Consider the following 26,925-nt stretch of genomic DNA (forward strand, 5'->3'; position numbering starts at 1 on the left):
TCACAGGCGGGATCCGGTCAGAACAGGCCGAGGGTGGACGGCGACACCGGCCAGCCGAAGGCGGCGTCCGCGGCGGCCAGGGCCTCCGGGTGACGTACCGTCACCCGCCCCGCGGCACACAGCGACCCCCACGAGGTGCCGCCCAGGTAGGTCGCGCCCAGGACGCTGACGTCGCAGTCCAGGTCGGCCGGCTCCTCGGTGCGGGTGCAGGTGGCCCGCCCCTGGGCGACGGTCAGCCGCCAGTGCCCGTTGTTCTCGGCCAGCAGCGCGTCGCCGACCTTCAGCACGGTGTCCACGTCGGCGGCGTAGCGGCGGGCGGTCAGCGCCGCCGGCACGTCCAGCACCCGCAACCACAACCCGTCGCTGATGGTGGGGTTGAGCGAGCGGGGCTCGTTGACGATCAGCCGCAGCGGCTCGTCGTCGGCCACGAAGTCCCAGTGCACGGTGCGGGTCAGGTCCACCGAGAGCAGGAAGTGCCACAGCGCCGCGTACGCCTGCGGGGTTGCCGCGACCAGCTCCACGACGTTCACCTCACCGTCGCGGATGTCCCCGGTCCACTGCTGGCGACGCTGCCAGATGGCGTACCCGGCGGGACCGGAGTCACCCTCCACGAGCAGCGCCCGCTTGGCCGACCAGCCCTGGCGCAACGGCGGCGGCGGGTCGTCCACCAGTTGCCGCCACACGGCCTCGGTCCGCGACGACCAGCCGGGGCGGCCGGGCAGCACCCGCTCGTACACCGCCTTCAGCGGCTCGACGAGTTGGCCGGGCGCCGCCTCCCGCAGGGTGACGCCGGCCGGCGGGTCGACGACCCGGACCTCCCGGTTGTTGATGGCGAGGCGGACGTTCTGGCTGGCCATGCCGCACTGGTAGCGCTGGTAGATCCGCGCCTCGCTGGCCCACCAGACGGCCACCGGTTCACCGTGCAGGTCCCGGGCGGCGCGCAGGTGGTGGTGCATCAGCCGGCTCATCAGCCGGCGCCGGCGGTGGGCCTGGCGGACGGCCCCGCGGGTCAGGTGCGCCGCGGGGATCAGCCCGCCGGGCACGGCCAGTTGCCGGGTCAGCGCCGCGACGTTGGCGACCGGCTCACCCTGGTACTCCACCAGCACGTTGCGCTCCGGCTCGAAGATGGAGTATTCCGGCGGCCCGCCGACCAGCCCCTCGATGCCGAAGGCGTCGGTGAGCACGGCATCGACGAGCGCCTCCTCGTCGGGCTCGGTGAGCGACCGCAGCACGTAGCCGTCGTGGTCGTCCCGGGCCTCCCCGGGCGACACCGTGGTCACGGCGCCGGCACCGTTGCTGGAGATCACATCGGTTCTGCTGTCGAAATCGGCCATGGTCTCACAGTGGTTGCCGCGGCGCGCCGGCCGCATCTCTGTGGTTGCGCTGCGGACCGCCCGGCCCCGGCCCGCGTGCCGGCCGGGTGGAGTCGGACTCCACCCGGCCGGCACCGTGCGCCCCCGGGTCAGCCCCGGGCAGCCTCGCCGACCACCCGGTACCGCAGATCCACCAGGTCCCCGGAGGGGGCCACGTCGATGGTCTCCAACCGCACCGAGGAGGTCCCGGGGGAGTCGAACAGCCGCGTCCCGTCGCCCACCAGCGCCGGCACGACGTGCACCAGCACCTCGTCGACCAGCCCGGCGGCGATGCACTGCTGGGCGACGTTCGCGCCGATCAGCACCACGTTGCGGTCCCCGGCCGCCGCCCGCGCGGTGTCCACCGCGGTCGCGATCTCCCCGGTGAGGAACGTGATCTGCGGGTCGTCGTCCTCCGGCGGCTGGTGGGTGAGGACGAACACCGGGCCGGTGAAGGCGCCGCCGTAGACCCGCTTGCCGACCTTCGCGCCCGCGTCGTAGCTGCGCCGGCCGGTCAGGGCCGCGCCTGTGGTACGCAGGATCTCCTGGAAGACCTCCGGCCGCGGGCCCGAGTGGCCGAACATCCAGTCCATCTCGCCCTTGGAGCCGGCGATGAACCCGTCGAGCGACATTGTCGTGTGCCAGAGCACCTTGCCCATGCAACAAACCTCCGTACCTGTTTGAGTCCTGAACCCTGTCGCCCCCGGCGACGGTTTTCAACCCTCCACGCCGATCGGGCCGCGTCCTGTGTCCATTTGCGGATCGCAGGCTGGGCAATGCGGAAGAAGACCGGCTGTCCCGTTCCTTGCCAAAATCGGGTCGGGAATCGGGCGTCGGAGGAGAACGCCTCCCCAATTTCCCTGGCCATCGGCCAACCCGGCCCGGCGAACGACCTGATTCGGTTCGCGGTCTCACCAAACCCTCTGGAGTGGAAATGACGGTTGTCGCTACTGACGTCAGTGTCGAGTTCGACGGGGAGACGGTCGGCCTCGCCGAGGTCCGGCGGGTCGCCGAGGACCACGCCCGGTGCGTGGTGACGCCCGCCGTGCTGGAGCGGGCGTCCCGGAGCCGACGCATGTTCGAGGACATCGTGCACCAGGACATCCCGGTGTACGGCGTCACGACCGGCTACGGCGAGATGATCTACATGCTGGTGGACACCTCCCAGGAGGTGGCGCTGCAGACCAACCTGGTGCGCAGCCACAGCGCCGGCGTCGGGCCGCTGTTCAGCGAGACCGAGGCCCGGGCCATCGTCACCGCCCGACTGAACGCCCTGGCCAAGGGACACTCGGCGGTCCGCCCCCGGGTCCTGCAGCAGTTGGCGCTCTATCTCAACGAGAACCTGACCCCGGCGATCCCGGAGATCGGTTCGCTCGGCGCCAGCGGTGACCTGGCCCCGCTGGCGCACATCGCCAGCACCGTCATCGGCGAGGGCTACCTGCTGCGCGACGGCGAGCGGGTACCGACCGGGCCGGTGCTTCGCTCGCTCGGCATCGAGCCGCTGGAACTGCGGTTCAAGGAGGGCCTGGCGCTGATCAACGGCACCTCGGCGATGACCGGCCTGGGGGCGCTGGTGCTCGATCGGGCGTACGAGCAGGCGCGGCACGCGGAGATCGCCGCCGCGCTGGTCATCGAGGTGCTCCAGGGCTCGATGAGCCCGTTCCAGCCGGAGGGCCACGACATCGCCCGCCCGCACGCCGGGCAGATCGACTCGGCGGCGAACATGCGCCGGCTGATGCGTGCCAGCAAGCTCACCGTGGAGCACTCGGAGCTGCGCCAGCAGGTGGCCGCCAGCCGGGACAGCTCCAACGGCAACGGCAACGGCACCGCCACCGGGGTGCACCGCACCGACGTCTACCTCCAGAAGGCCTATTCCCTGCGGGCCATCCCCCAGGTGATCGGCGCGGTCCGGGACACCCTCGGGCACGCCAAGCTCAAGGTCGAGATCGAGCTGAACTCGGCCAACGACAACCCGCTGTTCTTCGAGGGGCGGGAGATCTTCCACGGCGCCAACTTCCACGGCCAGCCGGTGGCCTTCGCGATGGACTTCGTGACCATCGCGCTGACCCAGCTCGGCGTGCTGTCAGAGCGGCGCAGCAACCGCCTGTTCAACCGGCACCTCAGCTACGGCCTGCCGGAGTTCCTGGTGATGGGGGAGCCGGGCCTCAACAGCGGCTTCGCCGGCGCCCAGTACCCGGCGACCGCGCTCATCGCCGAGCACCGGACGATCGGTCCGGCCAGCACCCAGAGCGTGCCGTCCAACGGCGACAACCAGGACGTCGTCAGCATGGGTCTGATCGCCGCCCGCAACGCCCGGCGGGTGCTGGACAACAACAACATCATTCTGGCGCTGGAGTTCCTCGCCGCCGCGCAGGCGACGGACGTCTCCGGCCGCCGCGACCGGCTGAGCCCGGCGGCCCGGGTCACCTACGACACCATCCGGTCGTTGGTGCCGACTCTCGACACCGACCGGTTCATGGCCGACGAGATCGAGCTGGTGGCGGCCGAGCTGCGGCGCGGCACCCTGCTGAAGGCGCTCGCCGACGCGGGGGTGGCGCTGCGATGAACCGCACCGGCCCGATCCGAGGGGGTATCTCATGACCATCGCCGGCGTCGGCGCCGAGGTGGCGCCGCTTTCCCTGCAACAGGAGTTCCTCCGGCTGTTCGACCAGGGGGACGACACCGGACCGTTCGGTCCCCGCTACGTCATCACAGACGGCTGGCGGGTCCGCGGCCGGGTGGACGTGGCGGCCCTGCGCCGGGCGCTCGACGACGTGTGCGCCCGGCACGAGTCCCTGCGTACCGTGATCAGCCGCGGCGCGGCGGAGCCGGCGCAGCGGGTGCTGCCGCCGGCGTCGGTCGAGCTGCTGGTCCACGACCTGCCCGGGGTGCCGGCGGCGGAGCGCGCCACCCGGGCCGAGGAACTGGTCAACGAGGCGGAGGCGCGGCCGTTCCCGGTGACCGACCTGCCGCTGCTGCGGGCGGTGCTGGGCCGCTTCGACGACCGGGACGCGGTGCTGGTGCTGACCACCCACCACAGCGCCGCCGACGCCTGGTCGATGCAGGTCATCGTCCGGGAGGTGGCGGCCTGCCTGGCCGCCCGGTCCGCCGGCCGGGAGCCGGAGCTGCCCGAGGCGGCCCAGTACCGGGAGTACGCCGCCCGGCAGCGGGAGAACGCGGACGGCCCCGCGGTGGCGGCGGCCCGCGAATACTGGCGGACGACGCTGCGCGGCGCCCGGATCCTGGTCCAGCCCACCGACGGGCCGCCCAGTGGCCCGCCGACCACCGGCTGGCACCGGTTCCTCACCTCGTCGCAGGTGCGCGCGAACACCGTGCGGCTGGCCGCCGAGAAGCGCAGCTCCCCCTTCATGGTGCTGTTGGCGGCGTTCACCGTGCTGGTCAACCGCCAGTCGGGAGCAACCGACATCGTGGTGCCGACGTTCGCCCCGGGGCGCGGCGACCGGCAGTTCGAGAACACGGTCGGCTCGTTCTTCAACTTCGTCCCGCTGCGCGTCGACCTCGTCGGATGCCGCACCTTCTCCGACGTCGTCGGGCGGGTCCGGGCCACCTGCATCGGGGCGTACGCCCACGAACTGCCGCTGGTGCAGGTGCTCGCCGAGGCGCCCGAGCTGATGGCGTCGGCCATGGCGCCGGGCGTCGCGCCCTGCCTCTTCCAGGTCATCCAGCCGCCGTTCATGCTCGAGGGGGAGCGCATCGGCGAGCTGGCGTACGAGGCGATCTGGCGTCGGGAGATCTCGCAGCCGATCGGCTCGGACATCCCCGACGGGATGCTCTGGTCGGTGCACGTCGGGCCGTCGGACGACCTGGTGGGCGCGATCGGCTTCAGCAGCCACCTCTACCGGACGAGCACCGTGGACGGTCTCGCCCAGCGGTTCGTGGCGCTGCTGGGCGAGCTGGTCGCCCGGCCGGACGACCAGCTCGACCGGATCTGACCGCCCGGCCCGCGGCCCCGAGCCGAACGGCTCGGGGCCGCGGCGTGTCTCCGGCGCGGCGTGTCGGGCCGGCCCCGGGTCGTCGGCGGCGGCCCCACCGCCCCGGGCCGGACACGACGGCGGGCCGGTCGACCCCGGGCCGGACACGGCGGCGGCCGGTCGACCCCGGGCCGGACACGGCGGCGGCCGGTCGACCCCGGGCCGGACACGGCGGCGGGCCGGTCGCCCCCGAATGTTCGGAGGCGACCGGCCCGCCGGCGAAAGCGAGGGTCAGGCGACCGCCGCGCGGAACTGGCCGGGTCGACGTCCCTCGCCCGCCGGCCCGCGGTACGCCTGCGCGATGTCCAGCCACCGCCGTGCCTCGTCGCCGGTGGCGTGCAACGCCAGGTCGTCCGGGTGCCGCCGGCGCGTCGCCAGCAGGCACAGGTCGACGGCCGGCCCGCTGATCACCTGGTCGCTCTCGTCCGGCCCGAGTCGCCACCGCGCGCCGGACGGGGCGGTCAGCTCGAACCGGGGGGCGACCGGGGGCACCGGCAGTTGCCGGGACAGGTAGCCGAAGTCCCAGGTGCGGGCCGTGAACTCGGCCAGGTGACGGATCCGGTCGGTGTGCTCGCGCCGGACGCCGAGGGCGTCGGCGATGTCCTGCCCGTGGCCGAACAGCTCCATCATCCCGGCGGCGGCCAGCACCGGCGCCGGCAGCGGGCGGACCAGCCAGGGCAGGAGCTGCCCGGCCGGGACGGCGACCAGGGCCTTCTCGGTCGTCGCCCGCTCCGCACGCCAGCGGGCGAGCAGGGCCGGCCGGGGCAACGCCAGGTAGGGGGCCATGGCCCGGGCGACGTTGGCGGTGAAGCTGTCGCTGAGACCCTCCAGAAAGGCCCGGAACCGGTCCGGTTCGGCGGCGGCCGTGCCCGCCATGTGGAAGGTGGCCGCGAGGTGCGCGACCTGGTGCGCGATCGTCCAACCGGGTGCCGGCGTCGGTCGCTCCCAGCTCTCCTCGTCCAGGTCGGCGACCAGGCGGTCGACGTCGTCACCGTCTGCCGCCAGGGCGGCGAACACGTCCTGCTGTGCGGTCACGCGCTCATCCTCTCGTCGTGGGGGAGTTCGGGTCGCGGTCACCGCCGGCCGGGCCGGCGGTGCGCGCAGCCGGCCGGGCGGACGGTCGTGCCGTGCGGCGGTCGACGACCTCCGGCCTCATCATCCGTCGCCCGTTCCCGGGCCGTCTTCTCCGACCGTGCGACCTGTCCGGCGAGCCCGCGCCGGCCGGGCGAGCCCCGCCTCGACCCGCCGCGCGGCCGTCAGGGCGGCCCACGCGGTGAGCCGGACCAGGGCGGCGTCGTCGAACCCCGTGGCCCGGCAGTCCGCCACCACCCGCGGGGTTACCCGGTATGCGGCGGCGGCGGTGAGCAGTGCCAGCCGCCCGGCCGGCCGCTCGTCGGGCGGCAACGCGGCGACGCCCGCGGCCAACCAGGCGGCCTCGCCGCCCGGCCCGCCGTCCGGCGGCGGTCCCGGCAGCCGATCCGCCAGCAGCTCCCGCACCCCGGCCGGGACGACGGCGGCGCCGGCGGTGTCGATCGCCCGGTACGCCCGGGACAGGGCCTCGGCGACGCGCGGCTGGCTCCGCGCCCAGTCCAGGTCCGCCGGGACGGCCGCGCGGGGCAGCAGGTCCAGGGACCGTCCCGGGGCGCGGGCCGGCCGGGCCAGCCGGCCCATCATCCGGCCCGCGACCCGTCGCGCCGTGTCGGCGGCGCGCGCCGGCACGTCGGGCAGCGGCGAGTCCCGCAGGAAGACGTTGACCATCCGGTTCAGGTAGTGGAAGGTCACCGCGACGCCGGTCAGTTCGGCGAGCTGACCGGCGTCGACCGGCGGCGGGACCGACCGGTCGCCCTGGCCGAACGCGCGGGCCAGGGCCGCGAGCCGGTCGTCCGCCACCGGTTCACCGGCGAGCACCGCGCGCCCGGCCGCCGAGCCGAGCAGCCCGTCGAGCGTGCTGCCGTGCACCGTGACGCAGTACGGGCAGCGGTTGGCCTGGGAGACGGCCGCGGCCACCGTCTCCTTCGCCGCCCGGGGCGCCCGGCCCGACGCGATGAGCGTCTCGCGCAGCATCACCCAGCAGGCGGCCAGCACGTCGGGCGCGGGGGAGTGCAGCAGCACCGGCGGCGCGAGCATCCCGAAGTCGTCGGTGAGCTGCCGGTAGACCGACGCCACCGGGCCGGTGGCGTCGGCCGGGGCGACCGGTACGACGTGCCGCACGTGGTCGCGGGTGGCGCGGTACGTCGCCCGGGCGAGCAGTCGGCCCATTGTCGTCCCTTCTCGCCGTGCCGGTCAGGCGCGCGCGGCGGCGGGCGACGGAGCCCGCTGGCCGTCCGGCAGGGAACCCTCGTACCGCACGTCGACGCCGCGCTCGCGGGCGGCCCGCACGATGCCGGGCACCGCCCGTTCGGCGAGCGCCGCGATGGTCAGCGCGGGGTTCACCGTCAGCGCCCCCGGCACCGCCGAGCCGTCGGTGACGAAGATCCCCGGGTGCTCCCGCAGCTCGTGCCGGTCGTCCAGGGCCGAGGTGGCCGGGTCGTCGCCGATCCGGCACGACGACAGCGGATGCACCGTGTACGCCCCGACCACGTCGTTGGTCCACGGCATGACCTTGGACAGCCCGTCGCGCTCCAGGATGTCCTTGACGTCCGCGTCGGCGAGCGCCCAGCCGCGCAGGGTGTTGGGGGTGGGGTCGTAGCGCAACGGCCCCCGCCCCAGCATCTGTTGCGAGATCCGCTCGGCGTTGCCGGTGGGCGGCGGCGGGCCGAAGACGCCCTCGTTGTCGTCCTCCGACATGGTGAAGACCGTCAGCCACGACTGCCAGCGTCGCAGCATCTCCTTCTTCTCCCGGCCGAACCAGGTCGGCCCGGTCGCGTCCGGCACCTGGGCCAGGATGGTGCCCAGGCCGGGCGGGAAGTAGAGCTGCTCCAGTGAGTACCGCTCGTACTCGGGCAGCGTGCCGTCGAGCCGGTCCCAGGTGGCCACGGTCGGGCCCCGGCCGATCTGGTTGGCGGCGTACGCCGAGCCGTCCGGCCGGCTGAGGCCGAGCACGTCGCGCACCCGGTCCTCGTCGAAGACGGCCGTGTTGAGCCGCTCCCCGTTGCCGGAGAAGTAGCGACCGACGGCCGCCGGCATCCGGCCCAGCTCCGGTTCGGAGCGTTGCAGGATCACCGGGGTGGCCCCGGCGCCCGCCGCGACGATGACGATCTTCGCCTCGATGGTGCCGCTGTCGTGCAGCACCCGGTAGTCCTCGTCGTCGACGATCCGGTAGTGCACCCGGTAGGCGCCGTCGGCGGTGCGGGACAGACTCTGCACCTCGTGCAGCGGGCGGATCTCGGCCCCGTGCGCGACCGCCGCGGGCAGGTAGTTGAGCAGCAGCGACCGCTTGGCGTCGAACCGGCAGCCGGCCATCATCCAGTTGCAGTTGGTGCACTTCTCGACGTCCACCGCGGACGGGGTCGGGTTGGCCGTGCGCCCCGCGTGGGCGCAGGCCGCGGCGAACAGCCCGCCGCCGTAGGGCACCTGGTCCCAACGCTGCATGGTGACCGGCAGCGCCTCGGCGACCCGGTCGTACCACGGCTCCAGCGAGTCGCGGCTGATCGCGGCGGGCCACATCCGCCGGCCGATGCTGCCGTGCCGCTCGAAGACGAACCGGGGGGCGCGCGGCATGGTGGCGAAGTAGACGACGCTGCCGCCGCCGACGCAGTTGCCGCCGAGCAGGCTCATCCCGTCGCCGACCACGAAGTCGAAGACCCGCGTGTACGACGAGCCCAACTTGAAGTCGTGCTCGAAGTCCTCGCCGGACAGCCAGGGCCCGCGTTCGAGGACCACCACGCGGGCGCCGCCGGCGGCCAGGTGGTAGGCCGGGATCGCCCCGCCGAAGCCGCTGCCGATGATCAGCACGTCGGTGCGCTCGACCGCGTTCACGACGGGCTCCCGGTCGCCGTGGTGCCGGGGTGGATCGGGGCGAGCTGCCGGCCGTACGAGTATTCGGGGAAGCGCCACAGACCGTCCGGGTCGGGTCGGGTGATGCCGATCGTGGCCAGGCCCGGGTGGCCGGCGGCCATCGCCTCGCCGGTGGCCAGGTGGGCGGCGCTGTCGAAGGCCATGTTGCTGAACAGGGCCAGCCCCACCCACATCTCCTTCTCCGGGTTGCCGGGGGCCAGCAGGCGTTGCAGCAGGGCGGTGCGGTGCGGGTGGTCCAGCGCCGCGAACGGCGGCACGTCCGGGTCCAGGTCGATGCCGGCTTCCGTGGCGTACCCGGTGGCGTGCGCGTTGAGCGCGTCGGCGAGCGGCTCCAGCACGGCGGCGTAGCCGCTGGCCGACTGGTCGAGCAGCTCCAGCGCCCCGGAGGCGACGGCCCCGCCGCCGGTGGACACGCCGGCCACCGCCCGGTCGCCGGGGAACCGCTTCTCGCCCGGCACGATCGTGTCGGCGAACGCCTCCAGGGTCATAATCTGTGCGTCGTCTCTTTCTTTTTCCTCTGTCGGCACGGCAGATCGCTCCTCCCAGATGGAATGACAGCGGCATGGGCGGGGGGATTCTCGGGCACGATTGTCGTGTCGCCGAATCCGTAGGGCGGCGCATTCCTGATCGAGTGCGGTGGCCGATCGTTTATCCGGCCCGATTCTCTGCCGCACAATCGTGCAGATTCCGACCGCGCGGACGCATCTTCCTGGTTGCTGGTCGCGCTTGACCGGCGACGCGGTCGACGCCGGTGCGGGCCGGTCAGCCCGTGGACGCGGTGGCCCCGGCGGGGTCGCTCGCGGCGCGACCGGCCGCCGCCCGGCCGATGAGCCCGGCCCGGTGCAGCCACCGGACCGCGTCACCCATCGTCTCGTCGAGTGGCCGGGGAGCGCCGCCGAGCAGTTCGGTGGTCTCCGCGGTCCGCACCGGCGTGCCGGCCCGGCACAGGTAGACGGCCCCGTACTGGACCGGCAGGGGGAACGGGAGCGCCCGTTGCGCGAGGTCGGCCAGCGCCGCGACGGGCAGCAGCGCGGCGGCGGGCAGGTGCAGCGCCGGCAGGCGTCGCCCGGTGACCCGGCGCAGCGCGTCGAGGTATTCCCGGGTGGTGACGTACCGGCCGGGGGCCAGGTAGCGGCGGGGACCGAGCCCGGGGGTGAACACGGCGCGGTGCAGGTGGGCGACGTCCCGGACGTCGCCGATCGGGAAACCGCCGGTGGGCCAGAGTGGGGTCAGACCCCGCAGCACGTCCCGTACCCGCCGGAGCTGGTCGCCCACCTGCGGGTCGTGCGGCCCGAGGGTGGCCAGCGGGTAGGTGATGACCACCGGCGCGCCGTCGGCCTGGTGCGCCCGGGCGATCGTCTCGGCCGCCGCCTTGCCGGCCAGGTACGCCTCCCGGGGGGTGCCCACCGCGGTCTGCGGGCCGACCGTCCGGTCGGTGGTGGGCAGCAGCGCGCCGAACGTGGAGACGTGCACGACCGGGTCCGCGCCGGCCGCCCGGGCCGCGTCGAGCACCACCTCGGCGCCGGTGACGTTGACGTTGCGCATCTCCGCCCGCCGGCGGGGATCGAAGCTGTAGACGCCGGCGGCGTGCAGCACCCCGGCGCAGCCGTCCACCGCCCGCCGGACGTCGGCCCGGTCGGTGACGTCGCCCACCGCCAGTTCGACGGCGCCCGGGTCGACGCCGAGCGGCGTCAGCGCGCCCGGCACCCGGTCCGGGTGGCGGACCAGCATCCGCACCTCGTGCCCGTCGCCGAGCAGGGCCGCGACGGTGTGCGCGCCGAGGAAGCCCGTTCCGCCGGTCACCAGAACCCGCATGTCCGCTCCCGCAGTCGTCGAGGCCACCATCATCCGACCTCACCACGGCCGCCTCTTCTCGCGTCGTGCGCTCTGCGCCCGGAACGCGGGCCGGTGACGTCGGCGCACCCGCACAGCGCACGGCGGAAGAGGTTTTGCCCCCGACGCCGTCACACGATGAAGGCGCCGACGGGCGCGGCAGGCGCCGTAGGGAGGGACCATGGCTACCACACTGGGCACGGTGCGCCGACTGCTGCTGGCGCCGTCGTTGGACGAGGTGAGCTTCGCGCGGCGCGGCTTCCCCGGGGCGGGCGCCCCGGCCGCCGCGCACCTGGAGGCTGTACCGCAGGCCGTGGTGTGCGGCTTCGAGTGGGGCATCGAGACGCCGGGTCAGCCGGAGCTGGAGCGCCGGTTGGAACTCGTCGACGCGGCGCAGCGCGGCTTCGCGTACGAGGGCGCGACCATGGCGTACACGGTGCGGGACGCGATGCGCGGCGGTCGGGGCACCAGGACGCGGGACCTGTTGCGGGGGCCCGGCGACCGGCACCTGTTCCTGGCCTACATCGGCATCGGCTTCGCGATGGCCCGGCTGCCCCGACCGCTGTGGCGCGGGGTGCTGCCCGACCTGCCCGACTCGCCGTACCACCCGACGATGAGCTGGCTGGCCGTGGACGGGTACGGCTTCGACCGGGCCTACTTCGAGACCCGGCGCTGGGTCGACGAGCAGCGCCGGCTGCCGGCGTACCCCTGGCTGGGGCGGGCCGACTACTTCCCGCGAGCGGTGGACCAGGGCGTCGGGCGGGCCCTGTGGTTCATCCACGCGGCCCGGGTCGACGACGTGGCCGCCGCCGTGCGTCGGTTCGCCGTGCAGCGGCGGGCCGACCTGTGGAGCGGGGTCGGCCTGGCGGCCACGTTCGCCGGTGGGGCCGCCGGCGCGGACCTGGCCGCGCTGCGCCGCGACGCCGGGGAGTACGCGCCCGACCTGGCCCAGGGCGCGGTCTTCGCGGCGAAGGCCCGGGCGCACTCCGGCCATGTGCCGGAGCACACGGAGGCGGCGATGCGGGCCCTCGGCGACCGGTCGGTGGCGGCGGCGGACCACCTCGCCGACGAGGTGGCGGTGCGCGCGCGCCCGGCGGACCGGGTGCCGGCCTACGAGACGTGGCGGGCCAACGTGCGGGCCGCCTTCGCCCCCGCTCCGGTCGGCCGCGACCACTGACCGCCGGCGGCGGAGCGCAATTTCCTACCCGTTTTCCGACCGAACCCGCACAGCGGAAGAAGACGTGTCGAACTGCATTTGCAACGATCGATATAAGTGCTTCGAACAGCTGAATCGACGTCTGGGGGGATCGCCACATGTGCGGATCCCGCAGGGTGGTCGAAAGTCGTATCTGGGAGTGGTCGGCGTGGGATTTCCGTCCCCGTCGGAATTGCAGCGTAGACGGGCACCAGTCGGGCCGCCGTGCCGACCGGGCCGGGCCCGTGCCGAAGGAGGGAACTCGTGACCAGAGTCGCCGTCGTGGGGATGGCGTGCCGGTACCCGGACGCCACGTCCCCGCGCGAGTTGTGGGAGAACGCGCTGGCCGGGCGGCGGGCGTTCCGTCGACTGCCGGACCAGCGCATGCGCCTGGAGGACTACTGGCATCCGGACCCGACGGAGCCGGACCGGTTCTACGCCCGCACCGCCGCCGTCATCGAGGGGTACGAGTTCGACCGGATCGCCTACAAGGTCGCCGGCAGCACGTACCGCGCCACCGACCTGACCCACTGGCTGGCTCTCGACGTGGCCGCGATGGCGCTGGCCGACGCGGGCTTCCCGATGGCGCAGGGCCTGCCCCGCGAGCGCACCGGCGTGGTGGTCGGCAACACGCTCACCGGTGAGTTCTCCCGCGCCAACCAACTGCGCCTGCGCTGGCCGTACGTGCGCCGGATGGTGGCCGCCGCGCTCAAGGAGCAGGACTGGGACGACGACCAGCTCGCCACGTTCCTGGACGGTTTCGAGGCCACCTACAAGCGTCCTTTCCCGGAGATCGACGAGGACTCCCTCGCGGGCGGCCTGTCCAACACCATCGCCGGGCGGATCTGCAACCACTTCGACCTCAAGGGCGGCGGTTACACCGTCGACGGCGCCTGCTCGTCCTCGCTGCTCTCCGTCGCCACCGCGTGCAAGGCGCTCACCGACGGCGAGGTGGACGTGGCGGTGGCCGGCGGCGTCGACCTCTCCATCGACCCGTTCGAGATCGTCGGGTTCGCCAAGACCGGCGCCCTGGCCAAGGGTGAGATGCGGGTCTACGACCGCGGCTCCAACGGCTTCTGGCCGGGCGAGGGCTGCGGCATGGTGGTGCTGATGCGGGAGGACGAAGCCCGCGAGGCGGGACACCGGGTCTACGCCACCGTCGCCGGCTGGGGCATCTCCTCCGACGGCAAGGGCGGCATCACCCGCCCCGAGGTGAGCGGCTACCAACTGGCCCTGCGGCGGGCCTACGAGCGGGCCGGTTTCGGCATCGAGAGCGTCTCGCTCTTCGAGGGCCACGGCACCGGCACCGCGGTGGGTGACGCCACCGAACTCAAGGCGCTGTCGATGGCCCGGCGCGACGCCGACCGGGACGCCCCGCCCGCCGCGATCAGCTCGATCAAGGGCATGATCGGGCACACCAAGGCCGCCGCCGGCGTGGCCGGCCTGATCAAGGCGGCGATGGCGGTGCACCAGCAGGTCCTGCCGCCCACCGTCGGCTGCGTCCAGCCGCACGAGTTGTTCAGCGAGCAGGACGCGGCGCTGCGGGCGTTGCCGCGCGCCGAGCCGTGGCCGACCGACATGCCGGTCCGGGCCGGCGTCACCGCGATGGGCTTCGGCGGCATCAACACCCACGTCGTGCTGGAGAACACCCGGCGGCGGCGTCCGGGCCGGCTGGACAGCCGGACCCGGACCATCGCCTGCTCCATGCAGGACGCCGAGCTGCTGTGCGTGGACGGGGCCGGCCCGGACGAGCTGCGCGAGCGCCTGGAGCAGCTGCGCGACTTCGTCATCACCCTGTCGTACGCGCAACTGGCCGACCTGGCCGCCACCGTGCACCGGCAGTTGCGCGACCTGCCCTGGCGGGCCGCGGTCGTGGTCTCCTCGCCGGAGGACGCCGAGCGGCAGCTGACCCGCGTGATCGAGAGCCTGCGGGCCGGCGAGCGGACGCTGTTCGACGCCGACGGGCGCGCCCTGCTCGGCCACGCCGGCGGTCCGGGCCGGATCGGTTACCTCTTCCCCGGCCAGGGTTCCGGCCGGGGCACCTCGGGCGGCGCGCTGCGCCGGCGTTTCCCCGACGTCGAGGACGTGTACCTGCGGGCGGCGCTGCCGACCAGCGGCGACATGGTCGCGACCGAGGTGGCCCAGCCGCGGATCGTCACCGGCGCGCTCGCCGGCCTGACCGCGCTGTCGCTGCTCGGCGTGGAAGCGACCGTGGCGGTCGGCCACAGCCTCGGGGAGATCGCCGCGCTGCACTGGGCCGGGGCGATGGACGAGCAGACGCTGCTGCGGGTCGCGGCGGTGCGCGGGGCCACCATGAGCCGGCACAGCGCCTCCGGCACGATGGCCGGGGTCGGCGCCGCCCCGGAGGCCATCCCGGCGCTCACCGAAGGGCTGCCGGTGGTGATCGCCGGCTACAACGGTCCGACCCAGACCGTGGTGGCCGGTCCGGTCGACGACGTCCAGGAGGTGTGTCGCCGGGCGCGCGAGGCCGGCCTCACCGCCACCGAGCTGGCGGTGTCGCACGCCTTCCACTCCCCGCTGGTGGCGCCCGCGGCGGCCGCGTTCCGCGACGCCGTGGCGGGGGAGGAGTTCGCCTCGCCGGGCCGGCGGATCATCTCGACGGTGACCGGTGAGGAGCTGTCTCCGGACACCGACGTGACCGCCCTGCTGCACCGGCAGATCACCGATCCGGTGCTGTTCAGCCAGGCGACCGCCCGGGCCGCCAAGGAGGTCGACCTCTTCGTCGAGGTGGGTCCGGGCCGGGTGCTGTCCGGGCTCGCCGCACAGGTCGCCGACGTGCCGGCGGTGGCGCTGAACACCGACGACGAGTCCCTGGTCGGGCTGCTGCGGGTGGTCGGCGCCGCCTACGTGGTGGGCGCCGCGAGCGTCGAGCCGGCGCTGTTCCACGGCCGGCTGACCCGCCCCCTCACCGTGGGGCAGCAGTTCTCCTTCTTCGCCAGTCCGTGCGAGTCCGCCCCGGTCGTCGGGATCACCGCGGCCCGCTCGCGCGTCGCGCCGACCGAAGGCGCCGCTCCCGCGCTCGACCGGCCCGCCGTCGACGAGCCGACGGTGGAGGAGCCCACGACCGGATCGAGCATCGAGCTGCTGCGGCAGCTCGCCGCCGAACGCGCCGAGCTGCCGTTGGAGATGGTGCACGAGCACAGCCAGCTCCTCGACGACCTGCACCTCAGCTCGATCACCGTCGGGCAGTTGGTCAACCAGGCCGCGCAGCGCCTCGGCGTGCCGCCGGCCCAGGCGCCCACCAACTTCGCGACCGCCACCCTCGGGCAACTGGCCGAGACCCTCGAACAGCTCGCCGGCACCGGCCGGGCGGCGGACGCCGAGCCGGGCCGGCCGTTGGTCAACGGCGTCGGTGACTGGGCCCGCGCCTGGTCGGTGACGCTCCAGCCGCGCCCGCTGCCGGCCGCGCCGGCGGGCCGTGCCGACGGGTCCTGGCAGGTGTACGCGCCGCCGGAGCACCCGCTGGCGCAGCCGCTGCGCCACGCGTTCGAGCGGGCCGGCCTCGGCGGCGGGGTGCTGGTGTGCCTGCCGGCCGAGTGCGGTCCCGCCGACCTGGAGCTGGCGCTGGACGGGGCGCGGACCGCCCTGGCCGGCGGTGAGGGCAGCCGGTTCGTGCTCGTCCAGCACGGCCGCGGGGCGGCGGCGCTGGCGCGTACGCTCCGGCTGGAGGCGCCGCACCTGCACACCACCGTGGTGCACGTGCCACCGGTGCCGCAGGCGGTCGACTGGGTCACCGCCGAGGTCGCCGCGACCACCACCTGGTCCGAGGCGAGCTACGACGCGGCGGGCACGCGCAGCGTGCCGACGCTGCGGGCGCTGCCGGTGCGGCCCGCCGTCGAGCAGCCGCCGCTGACCGACCAGGACGTGCTGCTGGTGACCGGCGGCGGCAAGGGCATCACCGCCGAGTGCGCCCTGACCATGGCGCGCGACAGCGGCGCCGCCCTGGGCGTGGTCGGCCGTTCCGACCCGGCCCAGGACGAGGAGCTGGCGGCCAACCTGCGCCGGATGGCCGACGCCGGGGTGCGGGTGCACTACGCCCGGGCCGACGTCGGCGACGGCGAGCAGGTGCGGGCCGCGGTCCGGGAGATCAGCGAGCGGCTCGGCGTGGTGACCGCGGTGCTGCACGGGGCGGGCCGCAACGAGCCGGCCGCCCTGACCAACGTGACAGCCGACCTGATCCGCCGCACCTTCGCGCCGAAGATCGACGGTCTGCGGGCGGTGCTGGCGGCCGTCGACCCGGAGCGGGTCCGGCTGCTGGTGACGTTCGGCAGCATCATCGGCCGGGCCGGCCTGCGGGGTGAGGCCCACTATGCGATGGCCAACGACTGGCTCGCCGACCTCACCGAGGAGTTCGGCCGCGAGCACAGCCACTGCCGCACCCTCTGCCTGGAGTGGTCGGTGTGGTCCGGCGTCGGCATGGGCGAGCGGCTGTCGGTGATCGAGTCGCTCAGCCGGGAGGGCATCACCCCGGTCACCCCGGACGAGGGGGTGGCGCTGCTGCGCCGCCTGCTGGCCGACCCGTCGGCACCGTCCACGGTGGTGGTCAGCGGCCGTACCGAGGGCATCGACACCGTCCGCTACCATCTGCCGGAGCTGCCGCTGCTGCGCTTCGTCGAGCGTCCGCTCATCCGCTACCACGGTGTCGAGCTGGTCAGCGAGGTCAAGCTCAGCGCGGCGACCGACCTCTACCTCGACGACCACCTGCTCGACGGCAACCTGCTTTTCCCGGCGGTGTTCGGGATGGAGGCGATGGCCCAGGTGACCGCCGCCGTCACCGGCGACGACCGGACGCCGGTGATCGAGCGGGCGGAGTTCCTGCGGCCGATCGTGGTCCCGCCGGCGGGCGCCACCACCATCCGGGTCGCCGCGCTGGTGGTCGACGACGACACCGTCGACACGGTCATCTACAGCGAGGAGACCGACTTCTCGGCCGAGCACTTCCGGGCCCGGCTGCGTCTCGACGGCGCCCCCGCTCCGGCCGGCCCGCCGGACCAGGCGTCCGACGACCTGCCGACGGTGCCCCTGGCGCCGGCGGAGGACCTGTACGGCGACACGCTCTTCCAGGGCGGTCGGTTCCAGCGGCTGCGCGCCTACCACCGCGCCGCGGCGCGGCACGTCGACGTCCAGGTGGCGGCGGTCGGCGAGACCCGCTGGTTCGCCGGCTACCTGCCGGACACCCTGCTGCTCGGCGACCCGGGCGTGCGGGACGCGCTGATGCACGGCAACCAGGTCTGCGTGCCGGACGCCACGCTGCTGCCGGCCGGCATCGAACGTCTGCACCCGGGGGGCGCGCAGCTCACCGGTGACCGGACGCTGCGCTACTGCGCCACCGAGCGCAGCCGCGACGGTGACACCTACGTCTACGACATCGCGTTGCGCGACGCCGACGGCGGCACGGTCGAGCGCTGGGACGGGCTGCGGCTGCGGGCCGTCCGCAAGAACGACGGCCGCGGCCCCTGGGTGGCGCCGTTGCTCGGGCCCTACCTGGAGCGGACCGTCGGCGACCTCATCGGCGCCGAGGTGGCGGTGGTGGTGGAGCCGGCGCCGGTGGACGGGGCCGGCACGGGCGACCACGTGGCGCGGCGGCGGGAGCTGACCGCGTTGGCCGCCGGGCGGGCCTGCGGCCGGCCGGTGCGGGTGGACCACCGCCCGGACGGCCGCCCGGAGATCGCCGGGGGCCCCGGGCTGTCGGCCGCGCACGACGGGGACCTGACGCTCTGCGTGGTGGGCGCCGGAAGCCTCGGCTGCGACGTGGAGACGGTCACCGGCCGCACCGACGAGGACTGGGCGGCCCTGCTCGGCCCGTACGGCGACCTGGCCCGGCTCGTCGCGGAGCGGGACGGGTCGGCGGACACGGCGCGCACCCGGGTCTGGTCGGCGATGGAGTGCCTGCACAAGGCCGGCCGGGCGCCACGTTCGCCGCTGGCGCTGGTTTCCGCGGAGCGGGCCGGCTGGGTGGTGTTCGGCTCCGGGGAGCTGCGGATCGCCACCCTGGCGACCACGGTGCGGGACCGCACCGAGCCGCTGGTGTTCGCGATCCTGACGGAAGGGCGGAGGTGACCGGGATGAAGTACTTCGAATACCTGCACACGGTGGGCTTCGAGGAGACCAACCTCGTCGGCAACGTGTACTACGTCAACTACCTGCGGTGGCAGGGCCGGTGCCGGGAGATGTTCCTCAAGGAGCGCGCGCCCGAGGTGTTGGCCGACATCCGCGACGACCTGAAGCTGTTCACGTTGAAGGTGGACTGCGAGTTCTTCGCCGAGATCACCGCCTTCGACCAGGTCTCGATCCGGATGCGGCTGACCGAGCTGGCGCAGACGCAGGTCGAGTTCGGCTTCGACTACGTGCGGTTGGAGCCGGACGGGGGCGAGACCCTGATCGCCCGGGGACGCCAGCGCGTCGCCTGCATGCGCGGACCGAACACCAGGACGGTGCCCGCGCGGGTGCCGGAGGCGCTGGTGCGGGCGCTACAACCGTACGCGCTGAGCTGACGGCGCCGAGGAGGCCACAATGGACGTGCAGAAGGCAGCTCTCGACCTGACCGACGCTCGGCTGCTACGACGCGCCTTCGGCGCCTTCGCCACCGGCGTCACGGTGGTCACGGTGGGCGGGCCCACCCCGCACGGCATGACCGCGAACTCCTTCACCGCGGTCTCGCTGGACCCGCCGCTGGTGCTGGTCTGCGTGGACCGGCAGGCCATCATGCACCAGGGCCTGGCCGAGAACCCCTCGTTCGGGGTGTCGGTCCTGGCCGCCAACCAGGAGGGGGTGGCGCGATACTTCGCCGACCGGCGCCGGCCGGTCGGGGCGGAACAGTTCGACGCGGTGGACTGGACGCCGGGCCCGCACACCGGGGCGCCGTTGATCACCGGCGCCCTGGCCCACTTCGAGTGCGACCTGTGGCGCTCGTACGACGGCGGGGACCACTCCATCTTCGTCGGGCTGCTGCGGTCGGTGCACCGGCAACCCGACGACGAGGCGTTGTTGTTCCTGCACGGCCGCTTCCGGCAGGCCGTCCGAGAGCCGAGCGGGGTGGCCTGATGACCGCCACCGTCACCCCGGCCCGCCGGGTGCCGCCGGGGCCGCCCCGGCGGGCCGCCCTGTCGCTGCTGCTCACCATGGGTCGCGACCGGCTCGGCATGATGACCGGGGCCGCCGGCCGCTACGGCGACGCCGTCCGCCTGCCGGTGGGGCCGAAACAGCTCTACTTCTTCAACGGCCCGGAGCACGCCAAGCGCGTCCTGTCCGAGAACAGCGGCAACTATCGCAAGGGGCTCGGTCTGGTGCACGCCCGCCGGGCCCTCGGCGACGGCCTGCTCACCAGCGAGGGCCGGCTCTGGCGGGAGCAGCGCAAGGTGATCCAGCCGGCGTTCCAGGCGCGGCGGCTGAGCCGGTACGGCGCGCTGATCGGCGAGGAGGCGGTGGCGCTCGTCGCGCGGCTGCGCGCCGCCGCCGGCCGGGGGCCGGTGGACGTGTTGGAGGAGCTGACCGCGCTCACCCTCCAGGTGTTGGGGCGTAGCCTGCTCAACGCCGACCTGACCGCGCACGAGGGCATCGGTGAGTCGTTCGCCGCGGTGCAGGACCAGGCGATGTTCGAGTTGGCCTCGTTGAGCGCGGTGCCGATGTGGATCCCGCTGCCGCACCAGCTCCGGTTCCGCCGGGCCCGCCGGCATCTGCAACGGGTCGTCGACGAGCTGGTCGGCGCCCGGTCGGCCGAGGCGGGGGAGCAGGACGACGTGCTGTCCCGGCTGATCGTCTCGGCCGGGCGGGAGGCCGATCCCCGGGTCGGCCGGCAGCGGCTGCGCGACGAGCTGGTGACGCTGCTGCTGGCCGGGCACGAGACCACGGCCAGCACGCTGGGTTGGAGCCTGCACCTGCTGGACCGGCATCCCGAGGCGCGGCGGCGGCTGCGCGACGAGGCGCGGGAGGTGCTGGGCGACCGGGTGCCGACGCACGAGGACCTGCACCGGTTGCGCTACACCACGATGGTCGTGGAGGAGGCGATGCGGCTCTACCCGCCGGTGTGGATCCTGACCCGCGAGGTGATCGCCGACGACGAGGTCGGCGGATTCCACGTCCCGGCCGGCGCCGACCTGCTGATCTGCCCGTACACGCTGCACCGCAACCCGCGGCTGTGGGCCGATCCGGACCGCTTCGACCCGGAGCGGTTCAACCCGGAACGGTCGGGTGACCGGCCCCGCTACGCTTATCTGCCCTTCGGGGCGGGACCGCGGGTCTGCGTGGGCAGCAACCTGGGCATGATGGAGGCGGTGCTCGTGCTCGCGACGCTGGTGCGGGACCTGGACCTGGACGGTGTGCCGGGTCGGGTCGTGGTGCCGGAGCCGATGCTGTCGCTGCGGGTGCGCGGCGGACTGCCGATGACGGTGCGCCCCCGGTCCTGAGCCGGCCCCGGGGCCGTCACGCGGCGGCGACCTCCGCGACGACCCGGTGCAGCACCGCCTTGCGGCAGGCGAGCAGCCGCTCCAGCATCGCCGACTCCAGGGTGACCGGCACCAGGCGCAGCTCCACCGGGTCGGCGGTGCCCGCCTCGACCGGGCCGGCGGTGGCCTGGAGCACGCCGCGCGGCCGGGTTCGCAGGATGCCGCCGGGGACCACGTGGCAGAGCAGGTACCAGGGGCCCGGCGGGACCTCGTCGAGGTAGCAGGGACCGGGGCGGGTCAGGATGGTCGAGCGGACCGGACGGCAGCGCGGCACCGCGTCGGCGAACAGCGCCAGGAAGATCGGCCCGGCCGGGACGACGCCCGGTGGCAGGTGGATGTTGGCCCGGATGCCCGACGGCGGGGCGCCGGCCGACCCGTCCCGCCGGGTGCTGTCGCGGCGGACCCGACGCCGGTAGGTCGCCGGGGACAGACCCACGATGCGGGCGAACCGGGTGCTGAACGTGCCGATGCTGCGGTAGCCGACCAGCAGGCCGATGTGGGTCACGTTCATCTCGGTGGTGGACAGCAGGCGTTTCGCCTCGTGCAGGCGTAGGGCGCCGAGGAACTGGCCGGGTGACACGCCGGTCACCCGGCGGAACAGCCGGGTGAAGTGGAACTTGCTGAACCGCGCCTCGCGGGCCAGGTCGTCCACCGTGAGCGGCTCGGACAGCTTGTCGCACATGGTGTTGATGACACGTTCGACCGCGCGGTTGGCGCTGCTGCTCACACGATCCTCCACAATCGATGGACGGAACGCCGGTGGGCGCCGGCCGACGGGCCCCTACCCATGGGTGCCGCTCGATGTTAGGGGGACGAGAATCGCACGGTCAACACAGAACGCGATATGACAATTACTGTGCGGCATCACTTGTTCATGGGCATCGCAAGGAGGAAGATGCCGACCCTCTCCGGGGCGGACGAAGATTCCCTTCGACCGAGGCGGGGAGAGGACCCATGGGTACGACGCTGCGCACCTGTCCGCTCTGCGAGGCCGTCTGCGGCCTCCGGATCACGCTCGACGACGAGGGCCGGGTGTCCGCGGTGCACGGGGACGAGCACGACCCGTTCTCCCGTGGCTTCCTCTGCCCGAAGGGCGCCAGCCTGGGCCGGCTCGACGAGGACCCGGACCGGTTGCGCGGCCCGCTGGTCCGCGACCGGGGGCGGTGGCGGCCGGTGGACTGGGACCGCGCCTTCGCGCTCGTCGACGACGGGTTGAGCGGGGTGATCGACCGGCACGGTCGGCAGGCGCTGGCCCTCTACCTCGGCAACCCGACCTTCCACACCATGGCCGGGATCCTCTACCGCGGCCCGCTCGCCGCCGCGCTCGGCACCCGGAACGTCTTCTCCGCCAGCACCGTCGACCAGATGCCCAAGCACGTGGCGTGCGGGCTGATGCTCGGCGACCCGTGGGCGGTGGGGGTGCCGGACCTCGACCGCACCGACCACCTGCTGATCCTCGGCGCCAACCCGGCCGTCTCCAACGGCTCGCTCTGCGCCGCGCCGGACTTCCCGGGCCGGCTGAAGGCCCTGCGTGGGCGCGGCGGGCGGGTGGTCGTCGTCGACCCGCGCCGCACCCGGACCAGTGAGCTGGCCGACGAGCACGTCTTCGTGCGGCCGGGCACCGACCCGCTGCTGCTGTTCGGCATCGTGCACACCCTGCTCGCCGAGGGGCTCGACCGGGTCACGCTGCCGGTCGACGGGCTGGCCGAGCTGCGCGAGCTGGCCCGCGGCTTCGCCCCGGCCACCGTCGCCCCGGTCTGCGGAGTGCCGGTCGAGGTCATCGTCCGGCTGGCCCGCGAACTGGCCGCGGCCCCCACCGCGGCGGTGTACGGGCGCATCGGCACCTGCACCGTCGAGTTCGGCACCCTCGCGCAGTGGCTCATCGACGTGATCAACGTGCTCACCGGCAACCTCGACCGGCCCGGCGGGGTGATGTTCTCCCGGTGCGCCACCGCCGAGGTGCACCGCAGCCCCGAGCCGTACGTGCCGGGTCGCTGGCACAGCCGGGTGCGCGGTCTGCCCGAGACGCTCGGCGAGCTTCCGGCGGCCACCCTGGTCGACGAGATCGAGCAGCCCGGCGAGGGTCAGGTGCGGGCGCTGGTGACCGTCGCCGGCAACCCGGTGCTGTCCACACCGGACGGCGCCCGGTTGGACCGCGCGCTGCCCGGGCTCGACTTCATGGTCTGCGTCGACCCCTACCTGAACGAGACGACCCGGCACGCGCACGTGGTCCTGCCGCCACCGCGGATGCTCCAGATGCCGCACTACGACTTCCTGATCTCCACCATCACGGTGCGCAACTACGCCCGCTTCTCGCCGCCCTCGCTGCCCCTCGGCCCGGACCAGCGGTCCGAGGCGGAGATCATGTCCCGGCTGGTGATGATCGCGTCCGGGCACGGCGCGGACGCCGACCCCGAGGGGTTGACCGAGCAGATGCTCGCCGGCATGCTCCAGGCCGCCACCGCTACGCCGGGTTCCCCGGTGGCCGGCGTCGAGCCGGACGCGATCCGCGCCGGGCTCACCGGTGACAGCGGGCCGGAGCGGCTGCTCGACGCGATGCTGCGGATCGGCCCGTACGGGCTGTCGTTGGAGCGCCTGCGGGAGCACCCGCACGGCCTCGACCTCGGCCCGCTGGAACCCCGGCTGGCCGAGCTGCTGACGACCCCCACGGGTCGCGTGCAGCTCGCCCCGGCGCCCCTGGTCGCCGACGTCGACCGGCTGCGCGCCGCACTGGCCCGTCCCCGGCCGGACCTGGTGCTGATCGGCCGCCGTCACCTGCGTTCCAACAACAGTTGGATGCACAACGTGCCCCGGCTCACCGGCGGCAGCAACCGGTGCACGCTCCAGATCCATCCGGACGACGTGCGCCGGCTGGGGCTGGGCGACCGGGCGCGGATCACCTCGGCCGTGGGTGAGCTGGTGGTCGAGCTGGAACCCACCACGACGATCATGCCGGGCGTGGTCAGCCTGCCGCACGGCTGGGGGCACGGCGCGACCGGCCAGCGGGTGGCCCGGGCCGACGCGGGGGCGAACGCCAACGCGCTCACCGATGGCGGTGTGCTCGACGAACTCTCCGGCAACGCCGTGTTCAACGGTGTGCCGGTCCGGCTGGCCCGGCCGGAGGAGTCCGCGGCTCAGCTGAGCAAGTTGGAAGAAGAGCAAGCCTCACTTCGCCGGTAGCGTCGGGCCGTCCTGGCGGCGGGCGGGAGTTGCCCGCCGTCGCTGTGCGCCCGACGGGAGTCCCGCTGTGCTGAATAGACGGAACCTGATCGCGCTCGGTGGCGCCGTGGCCGGTGGGGCGTTGCTCGCCCAACGGGCCGCCTTCAGCAGCACCACCACCGGCAGCGCCCCACCGGTGGACCACGCCGGTCACCATCCGGCCCCGAAAGCCACCCAGAGCGCCCCGGCGCTGACCACCGAGGCGTTCCGGGTGCCGATGCCGCTGCCGCCGGTCGCCGCGCCGGTACGCTGCCTTCCCGACCGCGACGAGTACCTGCTCGACCTCCGGCCCGCCGACGTGGAGATCGTGCCCGGGCTGCGCACCGCCGCCTACACCTACGGCGGCAGTTTCGTCGGCCCGGTCATCCGGGCCCGGCGCGGGCGCCCCGTCCGGGTCGCCTTCCGCAACCGGCTGGACGTCGCGTCCAACGTGCACCTGCACGGCGGGCACGTCCCGGCCGACAGCGACGGGCACCCGATGGATCTCATCCAGCCCGGTGAGCGGCGCGTCTACGACTACCCGAACACCCAGCCGGGCACCACGCTCTGGTATCACGACCACGCGCACGGGGTGGAGGCCGAGCACGTCTACCGCGGCCTGCACGGCTTCTATCTGATCGAGGACGACGACGAGCGGCGCCTGGGCCTGCCGACCGGGTCGTACGACGTCCCGATCATGCTGCGGGACGCGCAGTTCGACCCGGACGGCGCATTCGTCTACGGCAATCCGGCCCTGCGCAACACCGTCCTGGCCAACGGACGGCCGCAGCCGTACTTCCCCGTCGACGCCCGGCGCTACCGGTTCCGGCTGCTCAACGCCAGCAACGAGGGCGTCTTCACGCTGCGCCTCGACGGCGCGCAGATCTGGCAGATCGGCACCGACGGCGGCCTCCTGCCCGCCCCGGTGGCCCGCTCCGAGATCAGCTTCGGCTCCGGTGAGCGGGTGGAGATCCTGGTCGACTTCTCCCGCCAGCGGCCCGGCACCAGCCTCACGCTGACCGACGCCGTGCGCGGGCCGGTGGTCCGCTTCGACGTGCGCCGGCGCGTCCGGGACACCAGCCGGCTGCCGGACCGGATGCGCGCCCTGCCCGACCTGCCGCCGGCGACCGTGGAGCGCGAGGTGCATCTCGCCTTCGACCTCAGCGGCGTGCCCACCGGCCTGGTCAACGGCAAGCCGTACGACCCGGAGCGGGTGGACTTCGTGGTCCGGCGCGGCGCCACCGAGATCTGGCGGGTCTACAACGACGACACCGAGTACGGCTTCCTGCACAACTTCCACATGCACCTGGTGCAGTTCCGGGTGCTCGACCGCGACGGCGCGCCGATGACACCTGATGACGCCGGGCTCAAGGACACCGTCACCGTGCCGCCCGGGACCTCGGTGCGGGTGCAGGCCACCTTCACCGACTTCCTCGGCCGCTACGCCTACCACTGCCACTTCCTGGAGCACTCCAGCGTGGGCATGATGGCGCAGATGGAGATCGTGCCCTGACGCCGCGTCCGGGCGGGGCGGGCCGGCAGCCCGCTCCGCCCGGAGGCACGCGACCGCGGGTCAGCCGAGCCGGGCCAGGTGGTCGCGGAACCGTCGGGCGTGCTCCGGCAGTTCCGGGTCGATCCGGCCGGGCACCGGCGCGTCGGGTTCGGTGAGCGCGGCGCGGATGAAGACGGGCGCGTCGGCGTCGGCCAGCGCGGCCCGCAGCTTGTCGGCGAACTGCTCCGGGCAGGACGTGTCGACGGTGCGGGCGTAGCCCGCCGCCCGCGCCCAGGCGCACAGGTCGACGTGGTGCGACGGGACCGCCTGACCACCGGTCGAGGCGTAGCAGCCGTCGTCGAGGACGACGTGCACCAGGGGCAGGCCGGGCACGGACCCCGCGGCGATCAGGCCCACCGGGTTCATCAGCAGCGCGCCGTCGCCGTCGACCACCACGGTGCGGCGGCGGGCCTCCAGCGCCACCCCGACGGCGATCGACGAGGCCAGCCCCATCGAGCCGGTCATGTAGAAGTGGTTGGGCCGGTCGTGCAGACCGGCCGCGATGCGGCAGGCGTAGCCGGTGGTGAAGATGACCGGCTCCCGGTCGGTGGCGGCGATGACGGTGGCGATCGCGCTCGTCTTGTTCACGGCCGCCACCCGAAGGCGTCCGGCGGGATCAGCAGCGCCGCGGGTCGACCCGGATCACGGACGACCTCGTACAGCTCACGCGCCGTCACGGCGGGGTCGGCCTCCGGTGTCAGCACCGCGGTGTGAATGCCCAGGTCCCGCAGCAGCGGCGCGGTCAACCGGCCCATCACCGTGTTCTCCGGCGTCGGGTCCGGGTGCACGCCCCGCAGGCTCACCACCAGCAGCATCGGGATCCGGTACGGGCTCACCAAGGAGGCCAGCGCGTTGACGCACTGGCCCAGCCCGGAGTTCTGCATGAGGACGACCGGACATCGGCCGGCGAGGGCGGCGCCGGCGGCCAGACCCACCGCGTTGTCCTCCCGGGTGACCGTCATCAGCCCCGCGCGGTCCTGCAGCGCGAGGTACAGCGGCGACAGGATGCCGCAGGGTGTGCCGTAGAAGCCGCCGAAGCCCGCACCGACCAGCTCGGTGCCGAGCATCTCGGCGGTGGTGGCGACCCGTTCCGTTACGGAGATCACGTCGTTCCCCCCATTTCGTGACCGGACCGCGGGCCGGGACGGCCGGGTTCCGGCAGAGCGCCTCCGCCCGAAGCGCCGGACCGGTGCCGTCGGCGGGCCCGTCGCGGGGCGGGAGGACGAGGCGGTGTCCGTGAGCGGACACAGCCCGGTCGTCAATCCTCATCGTGGCGGTGCGGAAGCACATCTTCCGGATTGCGCTGTTCGGCGGCGTCGGCCGGGGCGTCGGCAGAGCGCATCTGCGGAGATGCGGCCCGGTGCCGGGCGGTGTGAGGCTT

Annotated in this window: 19 protein-coding genes; 9 read left to right on the forward strand and 10 right to left on the reverse strand. The window is 74.0% G+C overall.

The genetic code is table 11. The features are described 5' to 3' along the window. Nucleotides 1-17: 17 nt before the first annotated feature. Together AB0H28_RS05720 and AB0H28_RS05725 are read right to left on the reverse strand one after the other, a co-directional pair. Complete coding sequence (locus tag AB0H28_RS05720) at nt 18-1,334, reverse strand: GNAT family N-acetyltransferase (protein ID WP_358034736.1); 1,317 nt, start codon at nt 1,332-1,334, stop codon at nt 18-20. A 128-nt stretch (nt 1,335-1,462) separates the two neighbouring features. After that, nucleotides 1,463-2,011: a dihydrofolate reductase family protein gene (locus AB0H28_RS05725; RefSeq protein WP_358034738.1), complete on the reverse strand. Its 549-nt coding sequence runs from the start codon at nt 2,009-2,011 to the stop codon at nt 1,463-1,465. A gap of 275 nt (nt 2,012-2,286) precedes the next feature. Here AB0H28_RS05725 and cmdF point away from each other — a divergent pair, with 275 nt between their 5' ends. Beyond that, entirely contained in the window at nt 2,287-3,918 is a 1,632-nt protein-coding gene (gene cmdF / locus AB0H28_RS05730; RefSeq protein ID WP_358034740.1) for a tyrosine 2,3-aminomutase, read from the forward strand. A 31-nt stretch (nt 3,919-3,949) separates the two neighbouring features. Beyond that, the gene (locus AB0H28_RS05735) at nt 3,950-5,305 is read left to right on the forward strand and encodes a condensation domain-containing protein (RefSeq protein WP_358034743.1); all 1,356 of its coding nucleotides are present in this window, start codon (nt 3,950-3,952) and stop codon (nt 5,303-5,305) included. Nucleotides 5,306-5,575: 270 nt separating this feature from the next. On the opposite strand, the gene AB0H28_RS05740 is transcribed toward AB0H28_RS05735, so the two are convergent. The 5 genes from AB0H28_RS05740 to AB0H28_RS05760 all read right to left on the reverse strand — a co-directional run bounded on the left by AB0H28_RS05740 (nt 5,576) and on the right by AB0H28_RS05760 (nt 11,116). After that, a complete protein-coding gene (locus tag AB0H28_RS05740) occupies nt 5,576-6,379 on the reverse strand; it encodes a TIGR03084 family metal-binding protein (protein ID WP_358034746.1) in 804 nt (267 codons plus the stop codon). 120 nt (nt 6,380-6,499) lie between these two features. Beyond that, entirely contained in the window at nt 6,500-7,603 is a 1,104-nt protein-coding gene (locus AB0H28_RS05745) for a carboxymuconolactone decarboxylase family protein (RefSeq protein ID WP_358034748.1), read from the reverse strand. 24 nt (nt 7,604-7,627) lie between these two features. Next, nucleotides 7,628-9,262: a GMC family oxidoreductase gene (locus tag AB0H28_RS05750; protein WP_358034751.1), complete on the reverse strand. Its 1,635-nt coding sequence runs from the start codon at nt 9,260-9,262 to the stop codon at nt 7,628-7,630. Beyond that, nucleotides 9,259-9,789 carry a DUF5987 family protein gene (locus tag AB0H28_RS05755; protein WP_358034754.1) on the reverse strand — a complete coding sequence of 177 codons (531 nt, stop codon included), beginning with the start codon at nt 9,787-9,789 and terminating at the stop codon, nt 9,259-9,261. The genes AB0H28_RS05750 and AB0H28_RS05755 overlap by 4 nt, the downstream gene beginning before the upstream one ends. A gap of 274 nt (nt 9,790-10,063) precedes the next feature. Next, the gene (locus AB0H28_RS05760; RefSeq protein ID WP_358034757.1) at nt 10,064-11,116 is read right to left on the reverse strand and encodes an NAD-dependent epimerase/dehydratase family protein; all 1,053 of its coding nucleotides are present in this window, start codon (nt 11,114-11,116) and stop codon (nt 10,064-10,066) included. Between the two features lie 199 nt (nt 11,117-11,315). Between AB0H28_RS05760 and AB0H28_RS05765 the strand changes: the two genes are divergently transcribed. The 5 genes from AB0H28_RS05765 to AB0H28_RS05785 all read left to right on the forward strand — a co-directional run bounded on the left by AB0H28_RS05765 (nt 11,316) and on the right by AB0H28_RS05785 (nt 20,755). Then, entirely contained in the window at nt 11,316-12,311 is a 996-nt protein-coding gene (locus tag AB0H28_RS05765; protein ID WP_358034760.1) for a DUF1702 family protein, read from the forward strand. A 282-nt stretch (nt 12,312-12,593) separates the two neighbouring features. Further along, nucleotides 12,594-18,410 (forward strand): type I polyketide synthase, encoded by a 5,817-nt coding sequence (locus tag AB0H28_RS05770; RefSeq protein WP_358034763.1) that lies wholly within the window; start codon nt 12,594-12,596, stop codon nt 18,408-18,410. A 5-nt stretch (nt 18,411-18,415) separates the two neighbouring features. After that, entirely contained in the window at nt 18,416-18,844 is a 429-nt protein-coding gene (locus AB0H28_RS05775) for an acyl-CoA thioesterase (RefSeq protein ID WP_358034766.1), read from the forward strand. Nucleotides 18,845-18,863: 19 nt separating this feature from the next. Next, entirely contained in the window at nt 18,864-19,394 is a 531-nt protein-coding gene (locus AB0H28_RS05780; RefSeq protein WP_358034769.1) for a flavin reductase family protein, read from the forward strand. Further along, nucleotides 19,394-20,755 carry a cytochrome P450 gene (locus AB0H28_RS05785; RefSeq protein ID WP_358034772.1) on the forward strand — a complete coding sequence of 454 codons (1,362 nt, stop codon included), beginning with the start codon at nt 19,394-19,396 and terminating at the stop codon, nt 20,753-20,755. Before AB0H28_RS05780 ends, AB0H28_RS05785 begins: the two co-directional genes overlap by 1 nt. 16 nt (nt 20,756-20,771) lie before the next feature. On the opposite strand, the gene AB0H28_RS05790 is transcribed toward AB0H28_RS05785, so the two are convergent. Further along, nucleotides 20,772-21,521: a helix-turn-helix transcriptional regulator gene (locus AB0H28_RS05790; RefSeq protein WP_358034775.1), complete on the reverse strand. Its 750-nt coding sequence runs from the start codon at nt 21,519-21,521 to the stop codon at nt 20,772-20,774. Nucleotides 21,522-21,748: 227 nt separating this feature from the next. Between AB0H28_RS05790 and AB0H28_RS05795 the strand changes: the two genes are divergently transcribed. Both AB0H28_RS05795 and AB0H28_RS05800 read left to right on the forward strand, forming a co-directional pair. Then, nucleotides 21,749-23,974, forward strand: coding sequence for a molybdopterin oxidoreductase family protein (locus AB0H28_RS05795; RefSeq protein ID WP_358034777.1), 2,226 nt, complete (start codon nt 21,749-21,751; stop codon nt 23,972-23,974). Between the two features lie 67 nt (nt 23,975-24,041). Continuing rightward, the gene (locus AB0H28_RS05800; protein WP_358034780.1) at nt 24,042-25,505 is read left to right on the forward strand and encodes a multicopper oxidase domain-containing protein; all 1,464 of its coding nucleotides are present in this window, start codon (nt 24,042-24,044) and stop codon (nt 25,503-25,505) included. A 60-nt stretch (nt 25,506-25,565) separates the two neighbouring features. On the opposite strand, the gene AB0H28_RS05805 is transcribed toward AB0H28_RS05800, so the two are convergent. Together AB0H28_RS05805 and AB0H28_RS05810 are read right to left on the reverse strand one after the other, a co-directional pair. Then, on the reverse strand, nt 25,566-26,132 hold the full coding sequence (locus tag AB0H28_RS05805) for a thiamine pyrophosphate-dependent enzyme (RefSeq protein WP_358034783.1): 567 nt from the start codon (nt 26,130-26,132) through the stop codon (nt 25,566-25,568). After that, entirely contained in the window at nt 26,129-26,650 is a 522-nt protein-coding gene (locus tag AB0H28_RS05810; RefSeq protein ID WP_358034786.1) for a thiamine pyrophosphate-binding protein, read from the reverse strand. Before AB0H28_RS05810 ends, AB0H28_RS05805 begins: the two co-directional genes overlap by 4 nt. Nucleotides 26,651-26,925 lie beyond the last annotated feature (275 nt).

It is taken from the genome of Micromonospora sp. NPDC050980, from assembly GCF_040653835.1.
GTDB lineage: Bacteria > Actinomycetota > Actinomycetes > Mycobacteriales > Micromonosporaceae > Micromonospora.